This is a genomic window from Martelella alba (genome assembly GCF_006516955.1).
Taxonomy (GTDB): Bacteria; Pseudomonadota; Alphaproteobacteria; order Rhizobiales; family Rhizobiaceae; genus Martelella; species Martelella alba.
The window spans coordinates 202,773-221,506 of sequence record NZ_VHLG01000001.1; the positions used below are offsets into that span (position 1 = coordinate 202,773).

22 protein-coding genes and 1 other RNA gene are annotated in these 18,734 nt (G+C 59.4%); 7 read left to right on the plus strand and 16 right to left on the minus strand.

The window, feature by feature from the left end; translation table 11 throughout:
• Position 1: 1 nt before the first annotated feature.
• Positions 2-577: a GNAT family N-acetyltransferase gene (locus tag FJU08_RS00950; protein ID WP_141147101.1), complete on the plus strand. Its 576-nt coding sequence runs from the start codon at positions 2-4 to the stop codon at positions 575-577.
• Here FJU08_RS00950 and FJU08_RS00955 read toward each other — a convergent pair.
• From FJU08_RS00955 to FJU08_RS00980, 6 genes are all read right to left on the minus strand, one after another.
• Positions 558-2,102: a Do family serine endopeptidase gene (locus tag FJU08_RS00955; RefSeq protein ID WP_141147102.1), complete on the minus strand. Its 1,545-nt coding sequence runs from the start codon at positions 2,100-2,102 to the stop codon at positions 558-560. The genes FJU08_RS00950 and FJU08_RS00955 overlap by 20 nt on opposite strands.
• Positions 2,103-2,247: 145 nt before the next feature.
• Positions 2,248-2,454 (minus strand): DUF2065 domain-containing protein, encoded by a 207-nt coding sequence (locus tag FJU08_RS00960; protein WP_141147103.1) that lies wholly within the window; start codon positions 2,452-2,454, stop codon positions 2,248-2,250.
• Positions 2,454-3,392, minus strand: a complete 939-nt coding sequence (gene hflC, locus FJU08_RS00965) for a protease modulator HflC (protein ID WP_141147104.1) — start codon at positions 3,390-3,392, stop codon at positions 2,454-2,456. Before hflC ends, FJU08_RS00960 begins: the two co-directional genes overlap by 1 nt.
• Complete coding sequence (hflK, locus tag FJU08_RS00970) at positions 3,392-4,534, minus strand: FtsH protease activity modulator HflK (RefSeq protein ID WP_141147105.1); 1,143 nt, start codon at positions 4,532-4,534, stop codon at positions 3,392-3,394. Before hflK ends, hflC begins: the two co-directional genes overlap by 1 nt.
• A 150-nt stretch (positions 4,535-4,684) precedes the next feature.
• Positions 4,685-5,200 carry a dihydrofolate reductase gene (locus tag FJU08_RS00975; RefSeq protein ID WP_141147106.1) on the minus strand — a complete coding sequence of 172 codons (516 nt, stop codon included), beginning with the start codon at positions 5,198-5,200 and terminating at the stop codon, positions 4,685-4,687.
• A 23-nt stretch (positions 5,201-5,223) separates the two neighbouring features.
• On the minus strand, positions 5,224-6,018 hold the full coding sequence (locus FJU08_RS00980) for a thymidylate synthase (protein WP_141147107.1): 795 nt from the start codon (positions 6,016-6,018) through the stop codon (positions 5,224-5,226).
• Between the two features lie 133 nt (positions 6,019-6,151).
• Here FJU08_RS00980 and ssrA point away from each other — a divergent pair.
• The 4 genes from ssrA to FJU08_RS01000 all read left to right on the plus strand — a co-directional run bounded on the left by ssrA (position 6,152) and on the right by FJU08_RS01000 (position 7,578).
• Positions 6,152-6,510: a transfer-messenger RNA gene (gene ssrA, locus FJU08_RS00985) on the plus strand.
• 123 nt (positions 6,511-6,633) lie between these two features.
• Complete coding sequence (locus FJU08_RS00990; RefSeq protein WP_141147108.1) at positions 6,634-7,119, plus strand: SspB family protein; 486 nt, start codon at positions 6,634-6,636, stop codon at positions 7,117-7,119.
• 40 nt (positions 7,120-7,159) lie between these two features.
• Positions 7,160-7,360, plus strand: coding sequence for a DUF4169 family protein (locus tag FJU08_RS00995; RefSeq protein ID WP_141147109.1), 201 nt, complete (start codon positions 7,160-7,162; stop codon positions 7,358-7,360).
• Complete coding sequence (locus tag FJU08_RS01000) at positions 7,357-7,578, plus strand: ribbon-helix-helix domain-containing protein (protein WP_141147110.1); 222 nt, start codon at positions 7,357-7,359, stop codon at positions 7,576-7,578. The genes FJU08_RS00995 and FJU08_RS01000 overlap by 4 nt, the downstream gene beginning before the upstream one ends.
• Before the next feature lie 76 nt (positions 7,579-7,654).
• On the opposite strand, the gene FJU08_RS01005 is transcribed toward FJU08_RS01000, so the two are convergent.
• Positions 7,655-9,184: a helicase HerA domain-containing protein gene (locus FJU08_RS01005; protein ID WP_141147111.1), complete on the minus strand. Its 1,530-nt coding sequence runs from the start codon at positions 9,182-9,184 to the stop codon at positions 7,655-7,657.
• A gap of 109 nt (positions 9,185-9,293) precedes the next feature.
• Positions 9,294-10,013, minus strand: coding sequence for an ArsR/SmtB family transcription factor (locus FJU08_RS01010; RefSeq protein ID WP_141147112.1), 720 nt, complete (start codon positions 10,011-10,013; stop codon positions 9,294-9,296).
• 119 nt (positions 10,014-10,132) lie between these two features.
• Here FJU08_RS01010 and FJU08_RS01015 point away from each other — a divergent pair, with 119 nt between their 5' ends.
• Entirely contained in the window at positions 10,133-10,348 is a 216-nt protein-coding gene (locus FJU08_RS01015; RefSeq protein WP_141147113.1) for a DUF1127 domain-containing protein, read from the plus strand.
• Position 10,349: 1 nt separating this feature from the next.
• Here the strand turns inward: FJU08_RS01015 and mntR are convergent, their stop codons facing one another.
• Positions 10,350-10,787, minus strand: coding sequence for a manganese-binding transcriptional regulator MntR (mntR, locus tag FJU08_RS01020; RefSeq protein ID WP_141147114.1), 438 nt, complete (start codon positions 10,785-10,787; stop codon positions 10,350-10,352).
• Between the two features lie 209 nt (positions 10,788-10,996).
• On the opposite strand from mntR, the gene FJU08_RS01025 reads away from it, so the two are divergent.
• On the plus strand, positions 10,997-12,310 hold the full coding sequence (locus FJU08_RS01025) for an Nramp family divalent metal transporter (RefSeq protein WP_141147115.1): 1,314 nt from the start codon (positions 10,997-10,999) through the stop codon (positions 12,308-12,310).
• Here FJU08_RS01025 and murI read toward each other — a convergent pair whose 3' ends face one another.
• The 7 genes from murI to FJU08_RS01060 form a co-directional block, all read right to left on the minus strand.
• Positions 12,311-13,120, minus strand: a complete 810-nt coding sequence (gene murI / locus FJU08_RS01030) for a glutamate racemase (protein WP_141147116.1) — start codon at positions 13,118-13,120, stop codon at positions 12,311-12,313.
• Position 13,121: 1 nt separating this feature from the next.
• On the minus strand, positions 13,122-13,916 hold the full coding sequence (locus FJU08_RS01035) for an RNA methyltransferase (protein WP_141147117.1): 795 nt from the start codon (positions 13,914-13,916) through the stop codon (positions 13,122-13,124).
• An 86-nt stretch (positions 13,917-14,002) separates the two neighbouring features.
• A complete protein-coding gene (locus FJU08_RS01040; protein WP_181409702.1) occupies positions 14,003-14,824 on the minus strand; it encodes a creatininase family protein in 822 nt (273 codons plus the stop codon).
• A 1-nt stretch (position 14,825) separates the two neighbouring features.
• The gene (locus tag FJU08_RS01045) at positions 14,826-15,875 is read right to left on the minus strand and encodes an ADP-ribosylglycohydrolase family protein (RefSeq protein WP_141147119.1); all 1,050 of its coding nucleotides are present in this window, start codon (positions 15,873-15,875) and stop codon (positions 14,826-14,828) included.
• Entirely contained in the window at positions 15,872-16,810 is a 939-nt protein-coding gene (locus FJU08_RS01050) for a carbohydrate kinase family protein (protein WP_181409703.1), read from the minus strand. The genes FJU08_RS01045 and FJU08_RS01050 overlap by 4 nt, the downstream gene beginning before the upstream one ends.
• Positions 16,807-17,910 carry an ABC transporter ATP-binding protein gene (locus FJU08_RS01055; RefSeq protein ID WP_181409704.1) on the minus strand — a complete coding sequence of 368 codons (1,104 nt, stop codon included), beginning with the start codon at positions 17,908-17,910 and terminating at the stop codon, positions 16,807-16,809. Before FJU08_RS01055 ends, FJU08_RS01050 begins: the two co-directional genes overlap by 4 nt.
• Positions 17,903-18,730 carry a nucleoside phosphorylase gene (locus tag FJU08_RS01060; RefSeq protein WP_141147122.1) on the minus strand — a complete coding sequence of 276 codons (828 nt, stop codon included), beginning with the start codon at positions 18,728-18,730 and terminating at the stop codon, positions 17,903-17,905. The genes FJU08_RS01055 and FJU08_RS01060 overlap by 8 nt, the downstream gene beginning before the upstream one ends.
• Between the last annotated feature and the right edge of the window lie 4 nt (positions 18,731-18,734).

An 18,734-nucleotide genomic window follows, 5' to 3' on the forward strand; every position in this document is an offset into this window, starting at 1 on the left:
AATGCTGATTGCCGAAACCGACCGCCTGATCATCCGTAACTGGCGCGACCGTGACCGCGATCTCTATTTTGAGATCAATTCTGACGATCGCGTCATGGAATTTTTTCCCATGCGGCGCAGCCGCGCCGAATCCGATGCGATCTTCGATCAGGTGCGCGACAAGATCAGCAATACCGGCCTTGGCTTTTTCGCACTCGAGCTGAAAGAACTCAGCGCGCCGATCGGCTTTTGCGGTCTGAATGACCGCTATTCAGTCCCGGTAAAGCCTGAGGGAACCTATGAGATTGGCTGGCGGCTTGCCGCCCGCTACTGGGGCAAGGGCTATGCAAGCGAGGCCGCCAGGGCACTGCTTGCGCTGGGCTTCGACACATATGCGCAGCAGCAGATTGTCGCCTTTGCCGTTGCCAGCAATCATCGCTCCACCGCCGTGATGGAGCGTCTTGGCATGTGGCGCGATCTTGATGCCGACTTCAACCATCCGGCCGTGCCGGACAGCCATCCGCAGCTGAAACGCCATGTGCTATACCGCATCATGCGCGAAGATTGGCTGGGTCGGGCTATTCCAGAACGAGGCTGACGACTTTCAGCGTGCCATCGGGCGAGGCAACCATCACCGATACGCTGCGACGCCCTTCTGACACCAACTGCGTCAGCCGCTCCGTCACCTCTTTCGGCGTATCGACGGCCTGCTGGCCGACTTCCGATATCACCATGCCCGGCAGGATCCCCTCTTTCGCTGCTTCCGAGTCTGGTTCGACAGCCGTAACCAAAACGCCTTCCACCGAGGGATCGATGGCATGAACGGCCCGGCCATTATCATCGAGCAGCCCCATTGTCATGCCATAGGCGGCGGATACCGGGTCCGGCGCGCCGGTCTCAGGTGCTGTCTGCTCCGGCATGATTTGTCCGTCCGGAGCCGCATCCTTATCGCTTTCGGCCTCGTCAGCTGCAGGCATCTCATCACTGCTGCCACCGGCGACCAGCGCCGGTGCCATGCGCACCGTCATGCGTTTCCCCTCGCGCATGATCTCGATCGGCACATTTTCCCCGGGAATGCTTTCTGCGACAAAGCGCGGAAGATCCTTCACCCCCTCAACATTCTGCCCGTCATAGCGCAGAATGATGTCGCCGGGCCTGAGTGGGCCGTTTTCAGCGGGACCACCTTCAATCAGGCTGGCAATCACCACACCATCGGGATCATCATCACCAAGCGATTTGGCAAGATCCTCGCTGACTGCCATGACCCTAAGCCCCAGCCAGCCACGACGGGTATGGCCATAATCGATCAGCTGCCGCACGACCTTTTCGGCAAGTTCGCTTGGAACGGCAAAACCGATGCCAATCGATCCGCCTGAAGGCGACAGGATGGCGGTGTTGATGCCAATGACATTGCCATCCATATCGAATAGCGGGCCACCGGAATTGCCCTTGTTGATTGCAGCGTCCGTTTGAATGAAATTGTCATAGGGGCCGTCCAGCGTCCGCCCGCGCGCCGAGACGATGCCGAGCGTGACCGAACCGCCAAGGCCAAAGGGGTTGCCGATGGCCAGCACCCATTGTCCGATCCTCACCTTGCGCGAATCGCCGAAGGAAACCGCTTTCAATCGTTTCTCCGGCTCCACTTTCAGCACAGCCAGATCGGTTTCCTTGTCGACACCAAGAAGCGTTGCCGGCATCGAGGTTCCATCGGCAAGCGTCACCTCAATGGAGGTGGCGCCATCAATGACGTGATTATTGGTAACAATAATGCCCGACGGATCGATGATAAAACCGGAACCAAGCGATGAAATAGGGTTCTTCTGGCGTTCCCCATCATGATTGTCGAAATAATCCTTGAACAGATCCGAAAAGGGCTGACCTTCCGGCACTTTGGGACGCGGAGTGGTATCAGGATCACTTTCGTCTGCGGCACTGTCGTCTTGTTGAGAAATCGAGATATTCACCACTGCATCAAGCAGTTTCTCCGAAAGATCGGCAACCGAGACATCGGCAAGGCTTTCTGGCCGCGGGTTGGCCGCCGCCAGAGAGGTGAGCGGCGCAGTGGCCGCCAGCAGGGCTGCAAAACCGGCGCATAACAGGCGCTGGTGATGACGGAGCAACATGGACTTCACCGTTCAAACCTCCCGAACCGGGCATTGGAGTGGCGCATCGGACAGGATGAACGCCGGCTACGACACTTGGTGTGACCTTTGGCAAGAGACTAGCATGGCAAGCCCGAAGCTTTCCTGCCCGATCCGGTCGCTGTGGTCAGAACCCCGTCAAACTTGTGTGAACCAGCCACACCAGACCGACACCGCCGGCGACAGCAACCACACCCAGAATACGCAGATAACCTTCGTCGATCTCGGGAATATGGCGTGCCATCGCCTTAACGAGTGAAGGGGCCAGTGCATAGACCAGCCCCTCGATGACCAGAAAGAACGCCAGTCCGATCACAATATCACGAAGCGGCATCAGTTGCCGGCTCCTGCTTTCGCGGCGGCAGGTTTAGCGGCCGCTGCGGGCTTGGCGTCTTTGCCGTCGCTCGTTCCGAAATAGTCGAAGAATTCGGAACTGGGCGACAGAACCATGGTCGAGTTCCCGTTGAAGGCACCCTGATAGGCCTGCATCGAACGGTAGAAGTCGAAGAAGGATGGATCCTTGCTGTAGGCTTCACCGAGAACGCGGTTCCGCTCGGCATCGCCTTCACCACGCAGGATTTCCGATTCCTTGTTGGCTTCGGAGCGGATTTCGACGACCTGACGATCCGCGACAGCCTTGCGGGTTTCGGCCTTTTCGCGGCCCCTTGCCCGTGTGGCTTCCGCCTGTGCCAGACGTTCGGCCTTCATGCGGGCATAGGTCTGCTCGGAGACTTCCTGGGTCAGATCAGTGCGCAGAATGCGCACATCGACGATATCGACACCGAGCGATTCTGCGTCAGGCCGCAATTGATCGCCGACTTCCTTCATCATCGAGCCACGTTCGGTCGAAAGTGCCGCCTGGAAATCCCTGAGACCATAAACACGACGCAGAGACGAATCGAGGCGGGTTCTCAGACGCGATTCGGCAATCGTGCGGTCACCGGATACCGTCTGACGGAAACGGCTCGGATCGCTGATCTGGTAGATCACGAAAGCGTCCACATCATAGAATTTGCCGCCCGAGACCTGAACGCGGATATCGGTCAGATCGAAACGCAGATCCTGGTTGGACAAATACTGAACCTCGTCCGCTCCGGCAAAGGAGAAGGGCAGCTTGAAATAGATGCCTGGCTCCTGCTTTACGGCGGTGATCTGCCCGAAGCGGATCACCAGGGCCTGCTGACGCGGATTGACCACGAAGATCGAGCCATAGATCAGAAGAGCAACAGCAATGAAGGCTGCAAGGATGACGAAAATACGATTCGAGTTCATCAGTTCGCCGCTCCCTGTGTCAGTGACTGCGTTGTCGTGGACGTTGTTGGCCGTGTCGTATTCTGCGTTGCCGCCTTGTTGATCTGGTCAAGCGGAAGATAGGGCACGACGCCGGTTCCGTTATCGTCAACAATGACGTTATTGCTGTGCGACAGAGCGTCCTGCATGGTCTCCAGATAGAGACGCTTGCGCGTGACATCCGGCGCGGTCTTGTAGCTGTCATAAATCGACGAGAACCGCTGGGCCTCACCTTCGGCTTCCTTGGTGACGCGATCCTTGTAGGCAGCCGCATCTTCGCGAATCTTGGCCGCCTCGCCGCGTGCGGCACCCAGTTCCTTGTTGGCGTACTGGTTCGCCTCTTCCATGTAGCGATCTTCGTCCTGTTCAGCGCGCTGAACCTCATCGAAGGCGTCCGCGACTTCCTTCGGCGGAGATGCATCCTGAACGGTGACGGCCGTGATCGTCAGGCCCGCACCGTAGCGATCCATCGTGTCCTGAACGATCGCCTTGACGTCGGAGAGAATGCCTTCACGGTCATCACGGAAGACATCGTCTGCCGGACGACGGCTCACCACTTCACGCATGGCGCTTTCGGCAACCTGCTGCAGCGTTTGCACCGGTGCCTCGACGTCAAAGAGATAATTCTGCGGATTGGTAACCGTGTAGAAGACGGAGAAGGAGATATCGACGATGTTCTGGTCACCCGTCAGCATGATACCGGACCGCGCCGAGTTGCCCGTTCCAATATTGACCTGCTGTTCGGTGATGTTCACCAGCTCGACGGATTCAATTGGCCAGATCATGAAATGCAGGCCCGGCATCTGCACTTCCTGTTTCGGCTTGCCGAAGCGCAGTTCAACGCCGCGCTGATCCGGCTGGACCGTATAGGTGCTCTGAAGGACCCAGAAGGCCGCGACAATCACGATGATGACCGCGACAATGCCGATACCGAACCCGCCAGGGAACATGCCCTTGAACTGGTCCTGACCGCGCTTGAAGAAGTCCTCGATGTCCGGAGGTCCACCATTGCCGTTGCCGCCGCCATTGCCACGGGGACGATTTGGTCCCTGTCCCCAGGGACCGGGATTGTCGCCGCCGCCACCTCCCCAGGGACCGCCGCCATTCTGATTGCTCCAGGGCATTCACACCTCTAAAAAAAGAACCCTCTCGGATCGCGCCTGCATGACAGCGACCCATTTGACGCATAATCGCGTCTGCACCGTTATAGGTATGCGCGTGAGGCCTTTCAACGCGAGCGTTACAAAAGCGTCAGAATTTTCCGGGAAATCCGCTCAAAGACGGCGTCCATAGACGACAAAGCGAGTGGCAAAGTCGTCCTTTGGCCCGGCCGGCAATCTCTCTTCTTCAAGTGGAAGCCATATCGCCGGATCAATCGGCGGAAAACAGGTATCGCCTTCAACCAGCGTTTCGACGTGAGTAATATAGAGCTTGTCGGCAAGCGGGATCGCCTGTCGATAAATTTCGCCGCCGCCCTGAATACAGATCTCGCCAATATCTTTCGCTTCGGCATCGGCCCGGGCAAGCGCGATGGCATCTTCAAGCGTTGTCGCGGTCAGACAGCCGGGAAAGCCGAATTCAAGATTGCGGGTGACGATGATATTGGTGCGGCCAGGAAGCGGGCGCCCGATCGATTCAAACGTCTTGCGCCCCATGATCTGCGGCTTGCCCATGGTCAGTCGCTTGAACCGGGCAAAATCGGAACTCAGGTGCCATGGCATCTGATTATCTTTTCCAATCATGCCGTTACGGGCAATTGCTGCAAAACAGACAATGTCAATTTTGGCCATTTCCGTTTCCTTGAAAGAGGATCTCACACCGCGATAGGCGCCTTGATCGACGGGGCGGCGACATAGTTTTCGAGCATGAAATCATCAAAGGTGAATGCGAAGAGATCATCCACATCCGGGTTGATCCGCATGGTCGGCAGCGCTCCCGGTTTGCGGGTGAGCTGCAGTTTAGCCTGTTCGAAGTGATTGCTGTAGAGATGTGCATCACCAAGTGTGTGCACGAAATCGCCGGGCTTCAGCCCGCACACCTGGGCTATCATCATCGTCAAAAGCGCATAGGAAGCGATATTGAACGGAACGCCGAGGAAGATATCGGCGGAACGCTGATAGAGCTGGCAGGACAATCTGCCATCCGCCACATAGAACTGGAACAGGCAGTGGCAGGGCGGCAGCGCCATGTCGTCAACCTCGGCCGGATTCCAGGCTGAGACGATATGCCGCCTGCTGGCCGGATTGGTGCGGATCTGCTCGACGAGATTGGCGATCTGGTCGATCCGGCGTCCATCAGGCGCTGGCCAGGAGCGCCATTGCGCGCCATAGACGGGACCGAGATCGCCATTTTCATCGGCCCACTCATCCCAGATCGAAACACCGTTTTCCTTCAGATAGGCAATATTGGTATCGCCTTTGAGGAACCACAGCAATTCGTGAATGATCGAGCGCAGATGCAGCTTCTTGGTGGTGAGAACCGGAAATCCGACAGCCAGGTCAAAGCGCATCTGGTAGCCGAAAACCGAGCGTGTTCCCGTTCCGGTTCTGTCACCGCGGTCGCTGCCCTTGTCCAGCACATGTTGAAGAAGGTCCAGATATTGCTGCATGGTCTCGCCCTGCCCTCGATTTGTTCTTCTCTGACATAAGGCAAAGCGCCGCGCCTCGCGATGGTTTCATTCAGACACTTCACAGGAAATGACCCGTAGCTGATCCACAGGCAAATGGGAAAATCGTCCTGCCCCCCTTTGCGAAAGGTTCTGAAAGCCTTATATGAAACCTGCCGGCTTGACCGGCTATGGTGATAAACGGCAATGTAATAAGCTTATTGGACCCGGGGGCGGTACCCGGCGCCTCCACCATAACCAGGCGGTAGGGCCTTGTTATGATGGGGGCGAAATAGGATCGACAAGAGTGTAAAGATTGACCTTTTGCCCGGCATGATACCACCGTTATCGGGTCACTAGAGTAGTTGCAAATGACAACAATGCTCAGGGTTACGCTGTAGCTGCCTAATGGCGGTTCCAGAAACCCAATTTAAGTCCTTGCGGGTAGCACTGTAAGGCGGGGTCCGGAGGCACCTGGCAACAGAAGCCTCCACCGAAATTTGAACATATTCCATACACATAATTGCCGATAATCATCCGCCAAAGGGTTTTGACGCACTGGCTTATTGTCGATATAGGCTTTAGCTAGAACCGAGTTTTGAAAGCGGGAAGGACAGTATGGCTCAGGACCACATTCGCTACGATATTCTGGCGCAGGATGCCTTGCGCGGTGTCATCCGCAAGGTCCTGTCAGAAGTTGCAGCAGCGGGAAGACTTCCCGGTGAACATCACTTCTTCATCACCTTCCTGACCGGCGCACCCGGTGTGCGGATCTCGCAATTCCTGAAGGAAAAATACAGCCAGCAGATGACCATCGTCATCCAGCACCAGTTCTGGGATCTCAAGGTAACCGAGAGCCAGTTCGAGATCGGCCTGTCCTTTTCCGACAAGCCGGAAAGGCTGGTGATCCCCTTCAACGCCATCGTCGGTTTCTACGATCCTTCCGTCAATTTCGAACTGGAATTCGACGTTGCAGCCCTTGATGTCGATGATCCCGAAGGCCAGCCCGTCAGCGATGACGACAATGATGATCAGCCGCCGCCGACGAGCGATGATGACGGTTCGTCTGTCGTGTCGCTGGATGCATTTCGCAAGAAACACTGATCCTTGAAGCCCGGCCTTAAGGCCGGAACAGGAGTGTTGCATGAGTGCTGATATCGTCAATCTTCGCCAGTTCAAAAAGCGCCGCCAGCGTGAGGATGACAGCCGCAAGGCTGAGGAGAACAGGCGGCTCCACGGGCGAAGCAAGTCCGAGCGTTCGCTGGAAGAAGCCGAGCGCTCAATGTTTGAAAAGAAACTCGATCAGGGGCGGATCGAGCGCAATCCTGGAGATGAAACGGATTGATTCGCAAGCACTCTGTGAGCCTGCACGGCCACAAGACCAGCTTTTCCCTCGAAGACGCCTTTTTTGACGAACTGAAAATCATCGCCGCCAAGCGTGATATTGCCCTCGCCGCACTTCTGCGCGAGGTGGACGATGATCGACCGGCCGAGATGAACCTCTCTTCAGCGCTCAGGCTCTTCGTTCTGGCAACCCTGAAACAGCAGGCAACGCACCACTAGAATATCGGTCTGGCGAAAGGCCGACGGTCGCATTCTCGCCGAAAGCGCGAAGATGCCTCCTGCGCGCCGCTGCGACCTATTCTGCCGCGTCGCGGCCTTCGGCTATGGCAAGCGGTGCATCGGCATCGCCCGGCGCTGTCTGCGCATCGAAATCCGGGAAGGCGACGATCCGTTTGCCCGAAAAATCGCTGTGCAGCACGATCAGTCCCTGTTCCTCGAAATAATCGAGGAACCGGCGCGCGCGCCGCGTGGAATGCGTGCCATAGGCCTGGGCAATCCGTGCGTCGGAGGGACATGGCTCGCCGCCAAGTGCAGTCTTGGCCAGCATGAGAAAGACGCCGGCAAGATCATCCGTGACGCGGCTGGCAAGACCAAGCGCCATCTGCCAGGCCTCGCTTTCGGCCATCGCATCATCAACACCTGAGCGGCCAATGGCGAGCTTCAGCCGGAATTCAGACATGGAAAGCGGTGCGCCGGCGATCCGCTTCATGCGACCACGCATCAAGAAATCCTGATAGAGTACTGAATCAGAACGGAAAGCTGATTGTGGATCAGAGGCAATTTCAGCCATGGTCGCAGCGATCCAGGCCTCCTTCTCCTCGGCACTCATGGCCGGGGCGCGGCTTCGGCGGTGCTCCACTTCCTCGCTATGCCCCCCATTTTCACCCGCACGGGCGAGTTCTTCCATCAGATCAGGCATCGGCCGCACGGTGTGGACCGGGCGGCTGCGTGGCATGGCAGGCCGGGTCAGGTCATCCGGATCCGGCGTCATGATCAGGTCTTCGATATCTTCCGGCTTGTCGGGCAGCGGCATCAACTTCGGGCTGGACGAGCGGGCCGATGTTTCGACTGTCCCGATCACCACCTTCAGCGGCCGGCGCGACATGGCCGGGCCGAGAGCGACAAAATTGCCGCGCTTCAGATCGCGAAACTGCTCTGCCTGGCGCCGATCCATGCCGAGCAAGTCAGCCGCGCGCGCCATGTCGATATCAAGGAAAGTACGCCCCATAAGGAAGTTGGAGGCCTCGGCCGCGACATTCTTGGCCAGTTTGGCAAGACGCTGGGTTGCGATAACGCCCGCCAGGCCGCGCTTGCGGCCGCGACACATGAGATTGGTCATCGCGCCAAGAGATGCTCGCCGGGCGTCTTCGGCAACCTCGCCACCAGCGGCGGGCGCAAACATCTGCGCTTCGTCGACGACGACGAGGATTGGATACCAGTGTTCACGATCGGCATCGAACAGCGCATTGAGAAAGGTGGAAGCCGCCCGCATCTGGTCGTCGATTTCCAACCCCTCCAGCGTCAACACGCAGGAGACGCGGTGTTGACGGATGCGGTTGGCAATACCGATCAGCTCGCCTTCGCTGCGATCGGCGTCAACAACAACATGACCGAACTTGTCGGCGAGCGTCACGAAATCGCCTTCCGGGTCGATCACGACCTGCTGCACCCATTTGGCTGACTGTTCCAGCAGGCGACGCAAGAGATGCGATTTCCCGGAACCGGAATTGCCCTGAACCAGAAGACGCGTCGCCAGCAGTTCCTCGATATCGAGTTCGGCCACTTCGCCGGTGGACGTCGTTCCCATATCGATATTGATCTGCAATTTACCTATACCTTCATTCGTGCGGGTTGGTTCTTTTTACCAGTTTAATGGCCCGGCCAGACGCGGTCCGGCAGGTTTTCCCCAGCGCATTTTCCGATTGGGTTATCGCTCATCCGGCATCGAGGTCAAGCACTTTGCCGCTGAGATCGAAGGCCTTGCCGAAGCCCGCCTGCCCCTTGCGGGTCAGCACCAGTGTGCGGCCGCTTTCTTGACGGCGCATCCAGCCCAGTTCGAGACTTTTCGTCAGGATCGACGCGCCAAGCCAACCGCCGAGGTGATACCGCCGCTCGCTCCAGTCGAGACAGGTGCGGCACAGCGCGCGGCGCGACTGCCGGGCGTCATCAACATCAATGCCGAAGCAGTGGAAGGTCGCACGCCCCTGATCGGTCACCATGCCTGCCCCGTCGGCAATCACCAGATCACCGCTATCGATCAGCCGGTCGGCAAGGGCGACGGCAATGCTGCCAGCCATGTGATCGTAACAGGTCCGCGCCTTGCGCATCGCAAGATCTTTCGGGCCGGTCGGGCGATGTCGCTGAGGCCCGGTTGCTGCAACCGCGGACAATGTCTCGATCAGCTCGGCGACGTCAGCGGAGGCCAGCCGGAAATAACGGTGACGCCCCTGCTTTTCAACGCTGACCAGATGGCCATCGACCAGCTTTGCCAGATGGCTGCTGGCCGTCTGCGGTGTCACATCAGCGAGTGACGCAAGTTCACCAGCCGTCAGCGCCTTGCCGCCCATCAGCGCAGACAGAATATTGGCTCTGGCGACGTCGCCGATCAAGGCAGCGACAGAAGCGAGCGAATTGCCGGAAATCTGATTGATCATCAGCGGAGATTATCACCGGCAGCCAGCGGCGTCAGCAGACAAAGCTTCGATGCCGGTCGAAACATCATCGTCCATCAAGCCGCTATTGCGATTGGCGAAACCAGCCATGGAGGCAGACGATGACGACGATCGGTGAAGATGTGATTTCCACGCAGGACAAGGATGTCAGCAGGCCGGGCCGATGGATCGGCCGCGCATGGAACCTGTATCGCAAGGCCCGCAGGCGGCGCCGGCAACGACGCCAGCTTAGCGATCTGGAAGATTATCTGCTCAAGGATATCGGTGTCAGCCGGCGCGACGCCCGGGCCGAGGCCGACAAACCCTTCTGGCGTTAGATCAAGATGTCCGCGCGATAAAACGGGCAAAGGCAGACAGCGTTTCTTCCGAGACGTGATGCTCGATACCCTCGGCATCGAGCTCAGCGGCATCGGCGGGAACGCCGATCGCCAGCAGGAGCTCCAGCACGATCCGGTGGCGCTCCCGCGCCTTGACCGCCATGGCCTCCCCCTCCGCCGTCAGGAACACGCCGCGATAAGGCCGTGAGGTGGCGAGCCCCTCACGCTTCAGCCGCCCGATCGCCTTGGTCGCGGTCGGGTGGGCGACCCCCATATGCCGGGCAATGTCGGTAATCCTCGCCTCGCCATGCTCGGCGATCAAATCGGCAATCAACTCTGTGTAATCTTCCAGAAGCGCCAGCGAGCGCTGGTTGCGGGCCTGCGAAAAGCGGTCCGCTTCTGCTGCACAGTTTTCAGCCGATTCGCTGTTGTCTTCCATCGCTCTCTCCCGAAAACAAAACATGGCCGGAGGAAATTGATAGCACCGGCTACACTTTAGAACGCGACATAACACATTGATCGCAGGCTTGACAATTTGGTCGCGAAAATTGCCGAAATTCCGTGGAATGAGCCTCGTTGACAAAAATGTAGCCAAGGCTATATTCAATCTCAAACGAATGTTAGTTTCGCACCCTCCCGGCGGAAAAGATGACTGATTTGAGCAATAGACGCCCTTCCCTCACAGAACGAAATACAGCCAAGATCAACGCGGTAATGGCCGCAGGCCGGGTGCGTCCGCGCTCGGCGCTTCTCTTTGCCGGACCGGCGGTGATCGCTTCGATCGCCTATGTCGATCCCGGCAATTACGCGACCAATATTCAGGCTGGCGCCGGTTATGGTTACACGCTGCTCTGGGTCGTGCTCGTCGCCAATCTGATCGCCATGCTGTTTCAGGCCCTGTCGGCCAAGCTCGGTATTGTCACCGGCAAGAACCTTGCGGAAATGTGCCGCGATGAGTTTTCCAAACCGGTGGTGATCCTTATGTGGATCGTCAGCGAAATTGCTGCCATGGCGACCGATCTTGCCGAATTTCTCGGCGGCGCCATCGGTCTTGCCCTGCTGTTTAACATGCCGCTGATGGCAGGCATGGGCGTCACCGCCATTGTCACCTATGGCATTTTGATTTTCGAAGGCCGCGGTTACCGGCCGATGGAACTGATCATCGGCGCACTGATCGCGGTGATCAGCCTTTGCTACGTGGTCGAGCTCTTCATTGCGCCGATTGCCTGGGGCGAGGCTGCGACCCATATGGTGTCACCCGAAATCCCGGATGCGACGGCGCTTGCAATCGCGGTCGGCATCATCGGTGCCACCGTTATGCCGCATGCCGTCTATCTTCATTCCGGCCTGACCCAACATCGCTTTCACATCGACAACGAGCATAACCGGCGCCGCCTGCTGCGCTTTTCCAACCGCGAAGTTGTGATCGCCCTGGCGCTCGCAGGTGTGGTTAACATGGCTATGGTGATGATGGCGGCAAGTGCCTTCCATCAGGGCCATTCCGACGTTGCCGAAATCGAGACCGCCTATCACATGCTGACTCCGCTGCTCGGTGGCTTTGCTGCGGCTGCATTCCTCGTGTCGCTTATCGCGTCCGGCATCTCGTCTTCGGTGGTCGGCACCATGGCCGGGCAGATGATCATGCAGGGCTTCGTCGGCTTCCGCATCCCGATCTGGCTGCGCCGCCTCATCACCATGGCACCTGCCTTCATTGTCGTCGCGCTCGGTGTCAATGCAACGCAGGCGCTGGTGGTCAGTCAGATCATCCTGTCGATCTCGCTGCCAGTTCCGATGATCGCGCTGGTGATCTTCACCCGCCGTCGCGACCTGATGGGCACTTACGCCAACAGCAAGCTGATCGATGCGCTGGCAATCCTCGGGGCAGTCGCGGTTCTGTCGCTGAATTTCGTGCTTCTGGCGCAGACCTTCGGAATTGAAATTCCGGGTCTGCCGTCGGCCTGATCACGGCACGTTGAGATCAAGGCCGAAACCATGCAACAGCCGTCGCGTTTGCGGGCTGATGGCAGGATTGGTGAAAAGCGTGACGTCATGATTGTGGGACGGTTCGGAGGGCCAGTCAGCGGCCGCAAGCACCCGTCGCGCCTGGCGGGCGATGGCCTCGGCCGGATCGATCCAGTCGACCGGCCACGGCGCCAACCGTCGGAATTCATTGGCGAGAAAAGGGTAATGGGTGCAGGCCAGCACGATGATATCGGTGCGGCCCGTTTCATTGCTCTGAAAGCAGGGCAGCACCTCGGCCTTTAGCGCGTTCTCATCGACCAGCTCACCGCGAATATGCGCCTCCGCCATGGCGGCAAGCGGCTTGGAGCCGATCAGCGTAACCATACAGCCTGCGGCATAGCGATCAATCAGCGCGCGGGTATATTCGCGCGAGACGGTTCCCGGCGTCGCCAGCACCGTGATCAGTCCGGACCGCGTGCGCTCGGCAGCAGGCTTGATCGCCGGAACAGTGCCGATGAAAGGCGTATCAGGAAAACGCGCGCGCAATGCCTCACCGGCGAGCGTGAAGGCGGTGTTGCAGGCGATCACCACCGCTTCCGGACGGATCTCATCCAGGAGGCGCTTGAACAAGGTGACGATATGATCGAGCAGCGGAGCCTCTTCCCAGTCGCCATAGGGAAACCCGGCATTGTCGGCGACATAGACGAAGCGCCGTTCCGGCATCTGCACGCGCGCTTCGCGCAGAACGGTAAGACCGCCAATGCCTGAATCGAAGATCAGAACCGGCCGTGCGACACGCTCTGCGCTCATCTCAGTCCTCCGATGGCGGATTGCCGCGCGGTGATTTGCGGGTAAACCTGTCGAGTGAGGAAATCACGCCGCGGATAAGGTTGACCTCCTGCAGCGACATCTCGCGACGGGTAAACACCGCGCGCAGATTGTCGATCATCTTCGGCTTCTTGTCTTCGGGACGGAAATAGCCACGTGCATCCAGTGCCTCTTCCAGATGGCCGAACAGGCCGAACAGATCGTGCTTGGTGGCAGGCGTCTGTTCAAGCGGCGCAAAGGCGGTGGCGCTCTCGTCTTCCATGCCGGATTTCATCCATTCATAGGACATCAGCAGCACGGCCTGGGCAATATTGAGAGAGGCAAAGGCGGGATTGACCGGAAAGGTGACGATCTCGTCAGCCAGCGCCACTTCCTCATTGGAAAGGCCCCAGCGCTCACGGCCGAACAGGATGCCAGTGCGCTCGCCCTTGGCAAAGCGTTGGCGCAATGTCTGCGTTGCAACCGTCGGCGCGCGCACCGGCTTGAAACCATCGCGCGACCTCGCCGTTGTCGCATAGACGAAATTGAGATCGGCAATCGCGTCTTCAAGCCGGTCATAGACCTTGGTATTGTCGATGACATGATCGGCCTTGGACGCGGCAGCGCGGGCCGTATCGGATGGCCAGCCGTCGCGCGGTTCAACCAGACGCAATTCCCAAAGACCGAAATTGGCCATGGCGCGGGCCACCATGCCGATATTCTCGCCGAGCTGCGGATTGACCAGAATGACCACCGGTCCCTCGGTGATCAGTTCAAGCTCGCTATTCGTGCCTGCCATGTCGTCCTGTTCTTCATATCGTCGCATTTGAGGGGATGAACCCGGCTTATCCACCCCGCGCGCTTGAAATGCAAGTCTTGCGATTGTCAGGCGCGATATTGCGCTGGCGGCCAGTTGCCATCAGGCATTTCAACGATGGTGAGATCCTTCACCAGCGCGGCTAGAGCTGTGGCCGCGTGGTCGAGAAGTACCCTGCCCTTTTCAGCTGTTGCCCGGCTTGCATCGCCGGTGACGCCATCGGGGTGCAGATCCTGTGCCTTCCAGCCAAGCCCGCCGACGCGGCCGCCACCGGGATTGGCGGATAGCTGCGCCGTCTTGCCCTCGATCTCATCGACAGCTGAACGGAAATCCTCCGCCCTGTCCATCGCCACGAGCTCGGGATGCAGCGCCAGCATCATCGATGTCTCGATATCGCCGCCATGGAAGCCGGTACTGATCTCGTGATCGGTGAACAGGCCTTCCGGATAGCCGCTGTCGAACCATGTCGCATAGGCGGCGAGGATATTGTGACGGACCCGCTGATCCAGCGCCACGACCGACAGCAGGCCGGACTGGCCGCCATGGCTGTTGAAGATCAGCAGGCGTTTCAGACCGGTGGAGCGTACCGCACAGTCCAGGATTCGCGTCCAGGATTGCATCAGATCGGGTGCCGGATGCGCCAGCGAACCGGCATAATCGAGATGTTCCTGCGAGGCCCCGACCGGCTGCAGCGGCAGCACCACGGCGGGCACGTCATCCCCGAGCTTTTCCAGCATGGCGGCAATGATGCCATTATTGATCAGGCAATCGGTTCCGACCGGCAGATGCGGCCCATGCTGTTCGACGGCGGCGACCGGCAAAATTGCCAGCGTATTGTCCGGCAGCACCGCATGTTCGGGGCTTGAAAGCTCCATCCAGTAGCGTTTCATTTCAGGCTCCCTTGGCAAAGCGTGCATTATAGGCGCTAAGCCCTGCGGCAACGGCGGCAAGATCAAGCCCGTTGATGGCGACAGCTTCGGCAATCAGTCCGTCCGGAATGTCCGCTGCCCCATTCCACGCTGCAGCAACCGAACCGGCGATCATCGCAATCGTGTCACTGTCATTGCCGCCATTGACGGCGGCAACGATCGCGTCCCAGGCCGAACCGTTGGCAGCCTTGACCAGACCGAAGGCATGCGGCACGGCCTCGGCCATTGCGACACCATTGCCAACCACTTCGGTCAGTTCGGTGCGCGCCGCCTCCATGTCTCCCGCATAACGTTCGGCGATTTCGAAGGCGAGTTCAATGCGGCGGATCACACCGGTTCCGCCGACGATGCGGCCGGTTTTCACAGCTTCCGCCTCGCCAAGCCGGGCCCCTTCAAGCGCTGCATCCTCCAGCGACATGCTGCGATCTTCAGCAAGCCCGACGGCGATCGCACCGGCAACGGCCGAAGCACCCGAAAAAGCGATCTGGGTATTGTGGGTGGGGGCGGAAAGCAGGCAGGCCAGCCGCACCGCCGCCTCCAGATTGCCCGCAGCCGCACTGCCAGCGGTTGGCGCGCGCATGGCGCCGCCATTGGAGGTGCCGAACATGCAGGAATAGGCGGCGGGTGTAGCAACATCTTCAGCCCTTGCACCCGCACGCATGGCTTCCACCGCGATGCGGGTCGTCGGACCAGCGAAACGCTGGAACATTTCCTCATCATTCGACCAGTCGATGAAGCCGGCAATCGCATCGTCGGGACCGGCCGGCCGGTCAAGCGCGATCAGTCGCCGGGCCATGGCCAGCATCTGTGTTGCATCATCGGTCAGCCGTCCCGGCGCCAGGCCCTTGGCGAAGGGCGCATGTTCCGGCGGTTGGCGATAGGTCACGACCGGACCGCCAAAGACCTCATTGATCAGCGCCGGATACATGCATTCCGTCGCAGCACCCAGCGCATCGCCAACGCAGGCGGCGGCCAGTACCGCTTCGATTTTCTGGGCCATATCCGCACTCATGATACTGCATTCTCCCTGTCGCGCAGCCGCTCGGCTGCCTTGTCATATTCACATTTTCCGGTTTCGAGAAAATGGGCGGAACAGGCCGTCGCCTGTCGCAGGGCCCTCTCGAAAGCGCTTCCGCGGCGCAGCGCGGTTGCAAGGCCGGCGAGAAAGACATCGCCGGCGCCAGTGGTGTTCTTCGGCGTTACCTTCAGCGCAGTGACCGTCTGCACCGCGCCATCGGCGAACGCGATCAGCCCTTCGGCCCCAAGCGTCACGATGGCCCGGCCCGCGCCTTTTTCAACGAGTGTTTTCGCAAGCGTAATGGCGGCGTCTTGAAGATCTGCCCTCACTGAATTGCGCTTCATCCAGGCTTCCAGCATCTGCCTGTTGGTAACGGCGATATCGGTCCGGGGCAGCACGCGCTCCAGAGCATCCCAGCCCCAGCGCTCGATTTCCGGCAGCTCGAGATCGATCATCCGCGACAGGCCAAGTGCTTCGGCCCGTGCGAAAATCGCCGCAACAGCTTCGGGGTGGAAAAGATTGGCAATGACGGTATCGCCCGGCTGAAGCTCCACTTTGGTTCCGATTGCCTCAAGCGCTTCGATCCGCATCGGGTCGATCAGGATCGCCTTTTCGCCGGTATGATCAACGATGATCATCGCCGAGGCAGTGGACGCATCGGCCTCGACTTCGACAGCCTCGGTCGAAAGGTCATTCTCCGCCAGCCACTGCATCAGCTTGGTGCCGTCGCCATCATCACCGATGGTGGAAACGAGGCGGGCATCTTCGCCGAAGCGCGACAGGGCAAAGGCGCAGTTGAGCGGCGGCCCGCCAGCGCGTTCGTCCTTTTCCTTGATGAAGGCTTTCTCGTCATGGCCAGGCAGATCATCGACCGTCAGTATACGGTCGAGCACCAGCGGCCCGAGGCAATAGACTGCACCCTTGGTCATGCGGCCTCCAGCTTCTGTCCGGTCTTTGCATCGAAAAGCAGAGGTGTGGCATCGGCGATGCGAATATGCGCAGGCGCGCCGAACTGCGGCGGCTTTTCGCGCGATGGCACCGCGAGGCGATGTTCGCCGAGAGCGACATGCACGAGCCATGCCCCGCCGATATATTCGCTGGAATGAACCTCGCCCGAAACCGTTCCGTCATCGGCCGCATCGGCAAAGGACAGACGGTCGGAACGAAGGCCGAGCAGCAGAGACCGGCCGGGTGCCGCATCAACGGCGTGCCGAAGCGCGGCTGATGGGGTGAAGGCTGCCCCTCCAAGCGTCAAACCGCCGTCCTGCGCCTTTTCCACCGGCAGAAGGATCGCCGGCGGATTACCGACAAAGGTGGCGACAAAGGCGGAAGCGGGCTGCTCGTAAATCGTCTGCGGGCTGTCATGTTGCAACACATAACCGTTCGCCATCACAGCAACCCGGTCGGCCATGCTCATCGCCTCCTCCTGATCATGCGTGACCATGACCGTGGTGAGCCCGATGCGCTCGTGAAGCTCGCGGATATCGACGCGCACGCTCTTGCGCAGCACCGCATCGAGATTGGACAGCGGCTCATCGAGAAGCAGAAGTTTTGGCCGGATCACCAATGCACGGGCAAGCGCGACGCGCTGCTGCTGACCACCGGAAAGCGCGTTGGGCATGCGCGCCGAAAGTCCGTGCAGCTTGACCAGATCGAGCGCCTCGGCGACCCGGTCATCGGCCTCTTGCCCCTTGATACCCCGCATATCGAGGCCAAAACGGATATTCGCATCAACGCTCATATGCGGAAACAGTGCATAGGACTGAAACACGATGCCGATATCGCGCTTGAAGGTCGGGATCGCATCCAACCCCGCGCCAGCCAGCGCCATCGTGCCCTGGGTCGCTTTTTCAAGTCCGGCAATGATCTTCAAAAGCGTGGTCTTGCCGCAACCCGACGGGCCGAGAAGCGCAAGAAACTCACCCTTGCGGACGGAAAGCGAAACGCTCTTCAGCGCCGGTTCCGGTCCGCCATAGTTTTTCATCACCTTGGAGATCACCAGATGATCCGGCGCGTGTTTTTCAGCCATTCGCATCCTCCCGGTGCAGGCGGGCAAGCGCCTTCAGGCCCACGGAAATCGCCGCTGTCTGGCCGGAACCGGATTTGTGCAGCTCGCCGGTCACGACATTGTCGCCAACCGAGCAGACTGCACCGCCGCGACGGCCGTAAAGGCTGCATAGCGTCAGGATCGCCGCACTTTCACGGTCCGTGTTCAGGATTCCGGCCCGGCTCCAATAATCGATAATGCCTTTGTGATCATCCTGAAGATAGCCGCCCGGCCCCGGCTTGCCCCAGCCGCAATATTCACTGTCGCCCGAGCGGGTGATGCCGATATGATAGGGATGACCAACCTCATCGGCCGCAGCCTTCATCGCGGCAACCACCTGCCAGTCAGCGACCGCCGGATATTCCACCCGCACATGGGCCTTGGTCATCCCCTCATCGCGCACCGCGCCGGAGGAGATCACGACATCGCCAACGCCGACCTTCGGGCTCCAGGCGCCACAGCCGCCAATGCGGATAACCGTGCTGCAGTCGGTAAAGTTGAACAGGTCCATCAGTGCCAGTTCCGCTTCCGGCGAACCGGAACCGCCGGAAACAACGGTGACCGGCGTGCCCTCATAGGTTCCCGTGATCGAAGTGAACAGCCCGGTTTTCGCGGCAAGCTCAGCATTGTCGAGGGCAGAGGCGAGAGAGTCTTCAGCAGCGCCATCGCCGACCACCAGCGGATCAGCAACGGCCAGCACGACATAAGGGGCGATCCTGTCACGCTTGAAGCCCGTCAAAAGCGGAATACCGTCACGCACGAAATGCGGCATGGTTTTCATATATTTATATTCTTCAGACATTTAC

Excerpts from the sequence above, each read along its gene's own strand:
- FJU08_RS00950 (WP_141147101.1), top strand. The coding sequence starts at position 2 with ATGCTGATTGCCGAAACCGACCGCCTGATCATCCGTAACTGGCGCGAC.
- FJU08_RS00955 (WP_141147102.1), bottom strand. The coding sequence starts at position 2,102 with ATGTTGCTCCGTCATCACCAGCGCCTGTTATGCGCCGGTTTTGCAGCC.
- FJU08_RS00960 (WP_141147103.1), bottom strand. The coding sequence starts at position 2,454 with ATGCCGCTTCGTGATATTGTGATCGGACTGGCGTTCTTTCTGGTCATC.
- hflC (WP_141147104.1), bottom strand. The coding sequence starts at position 3,392 with ATGAACTCGAATCGTATTTTCGTCATCCTTGCAGCCTTCATTGCTGTT.
- hflK (WP_141147105.1), bottom strand. The coding sequence starts at position 4,534 with ATGCCCTGGAGCAATCAGAATGGCGGCGGTCCCTGGGGAGGTGGCGGC.
- FJU08_RS00975 (WP_141147106.1), bottom strand. The coding sequence starts at position 5,200 with ATGGCCAAAATTGACATTGTCTGTTTTGCAGCAATTGCCCGTAACGGC.
- FJU08_RS00980 (WP_141147107.1), bottom strand. The coding sequence starts at position 6,018 with ATGCAGCAATATCTGGACCTTCTTCAACATGTGCTGGACAAGGGCAGC.
- FJU08_RS00990 (WP_141147108.1), top strand. The coding sequence starts at position 6,634 with ATGGCTCAGGACCACATTCGCTACGATATTCTGGCGCAGGATGCCTTG.
- FJU08_RS00995 (WP_141147109.1), top strand. The coding sequence starts at position 7,160 with ATGAGTGCTGATATCGTCAATCTTCGCCAGTTCAAAAAGCGCCGCCAG.
- FJU08_RS01010 (WP_141147112.1), bottom strand. The coding sequence starts at position 10,013 with ATGATCAATCAGATTTCCGGCAATTCGCTCGCTTCTGTCGCTGCCTTG.
- FJU08_RS01015 (WP_141147113.1), top strand. The coding sequence starts at position 10,133 with ATGACGACGATCGGTGAAGATGTGATTTCCACGCAGGACAAGGATGTC.
- mntR (WP_141147114.1), bottom strand. The coding sequence starts at position 10,787 with ATGGAAGACAACAGCGAATCGGCTGAAAACTGTGCAGCAGAAGCGGAC.
- FJU08_RS01025 (WP_141147115.1), top strand. The coding sequence starts at position 10,997 with ATGACTGATTTGAGCAATAGACGCCCTTCCCTCACAGAACGAAATACA.
- murI (WP_141147116.1), bottom strand. The coding sequence starts at position 13,120 with ATGAGCGCAGAGCGTGTCGCACGGCCGGTTCTGATCTTCGATTCAGGC.
- FJU08_RS01035 (WP_141147117.1), bottom strand. The coding sequence starts at position 13,916 with ATGGCAGGCACGAATAGCGAGCTTGAACTGATCACCGAGGGACCGGTG.
- FJU08_RS01040 (WP_181409702.1), bottom strand. The coding sequence starts at position 14,824 with ATGAAACGCTACTGGATGGAGCTTTCAAGCCCCGAACATGCGGTGCTG.
- FJU08_RS01045 (WP_141147119.1), bottom strand. The coding sequence starts at position 15,875 with ATGAGTGCGGATATGGCCCAGAAAATCGAAGCGGTACTGGCCGCCGCC.
- FJU08_RS01050 (WP_181409703.1), bottom strand. The coding sequence starts at position 16,810 with ATGACCAAGGGTGCAGTCTATTGCCTCGGGCCGCTGGTGCTCGACCGT.
- FJU08_RS01055 (WP_181409704.1), bottom strand. The coding sequence starts at position 17,910 with ATGGCTGAAAAACACGCGCCGGATCATCTGGTGATCTCCAAGGTGATG.
- FJU08_RS01060 (WP_141147122.1), bottom strand. The coding sequence starts at position 18,730 with ATGTCTGAAGAATATAAATATATGAAAACCATGCCGCATTTCGTGCGT.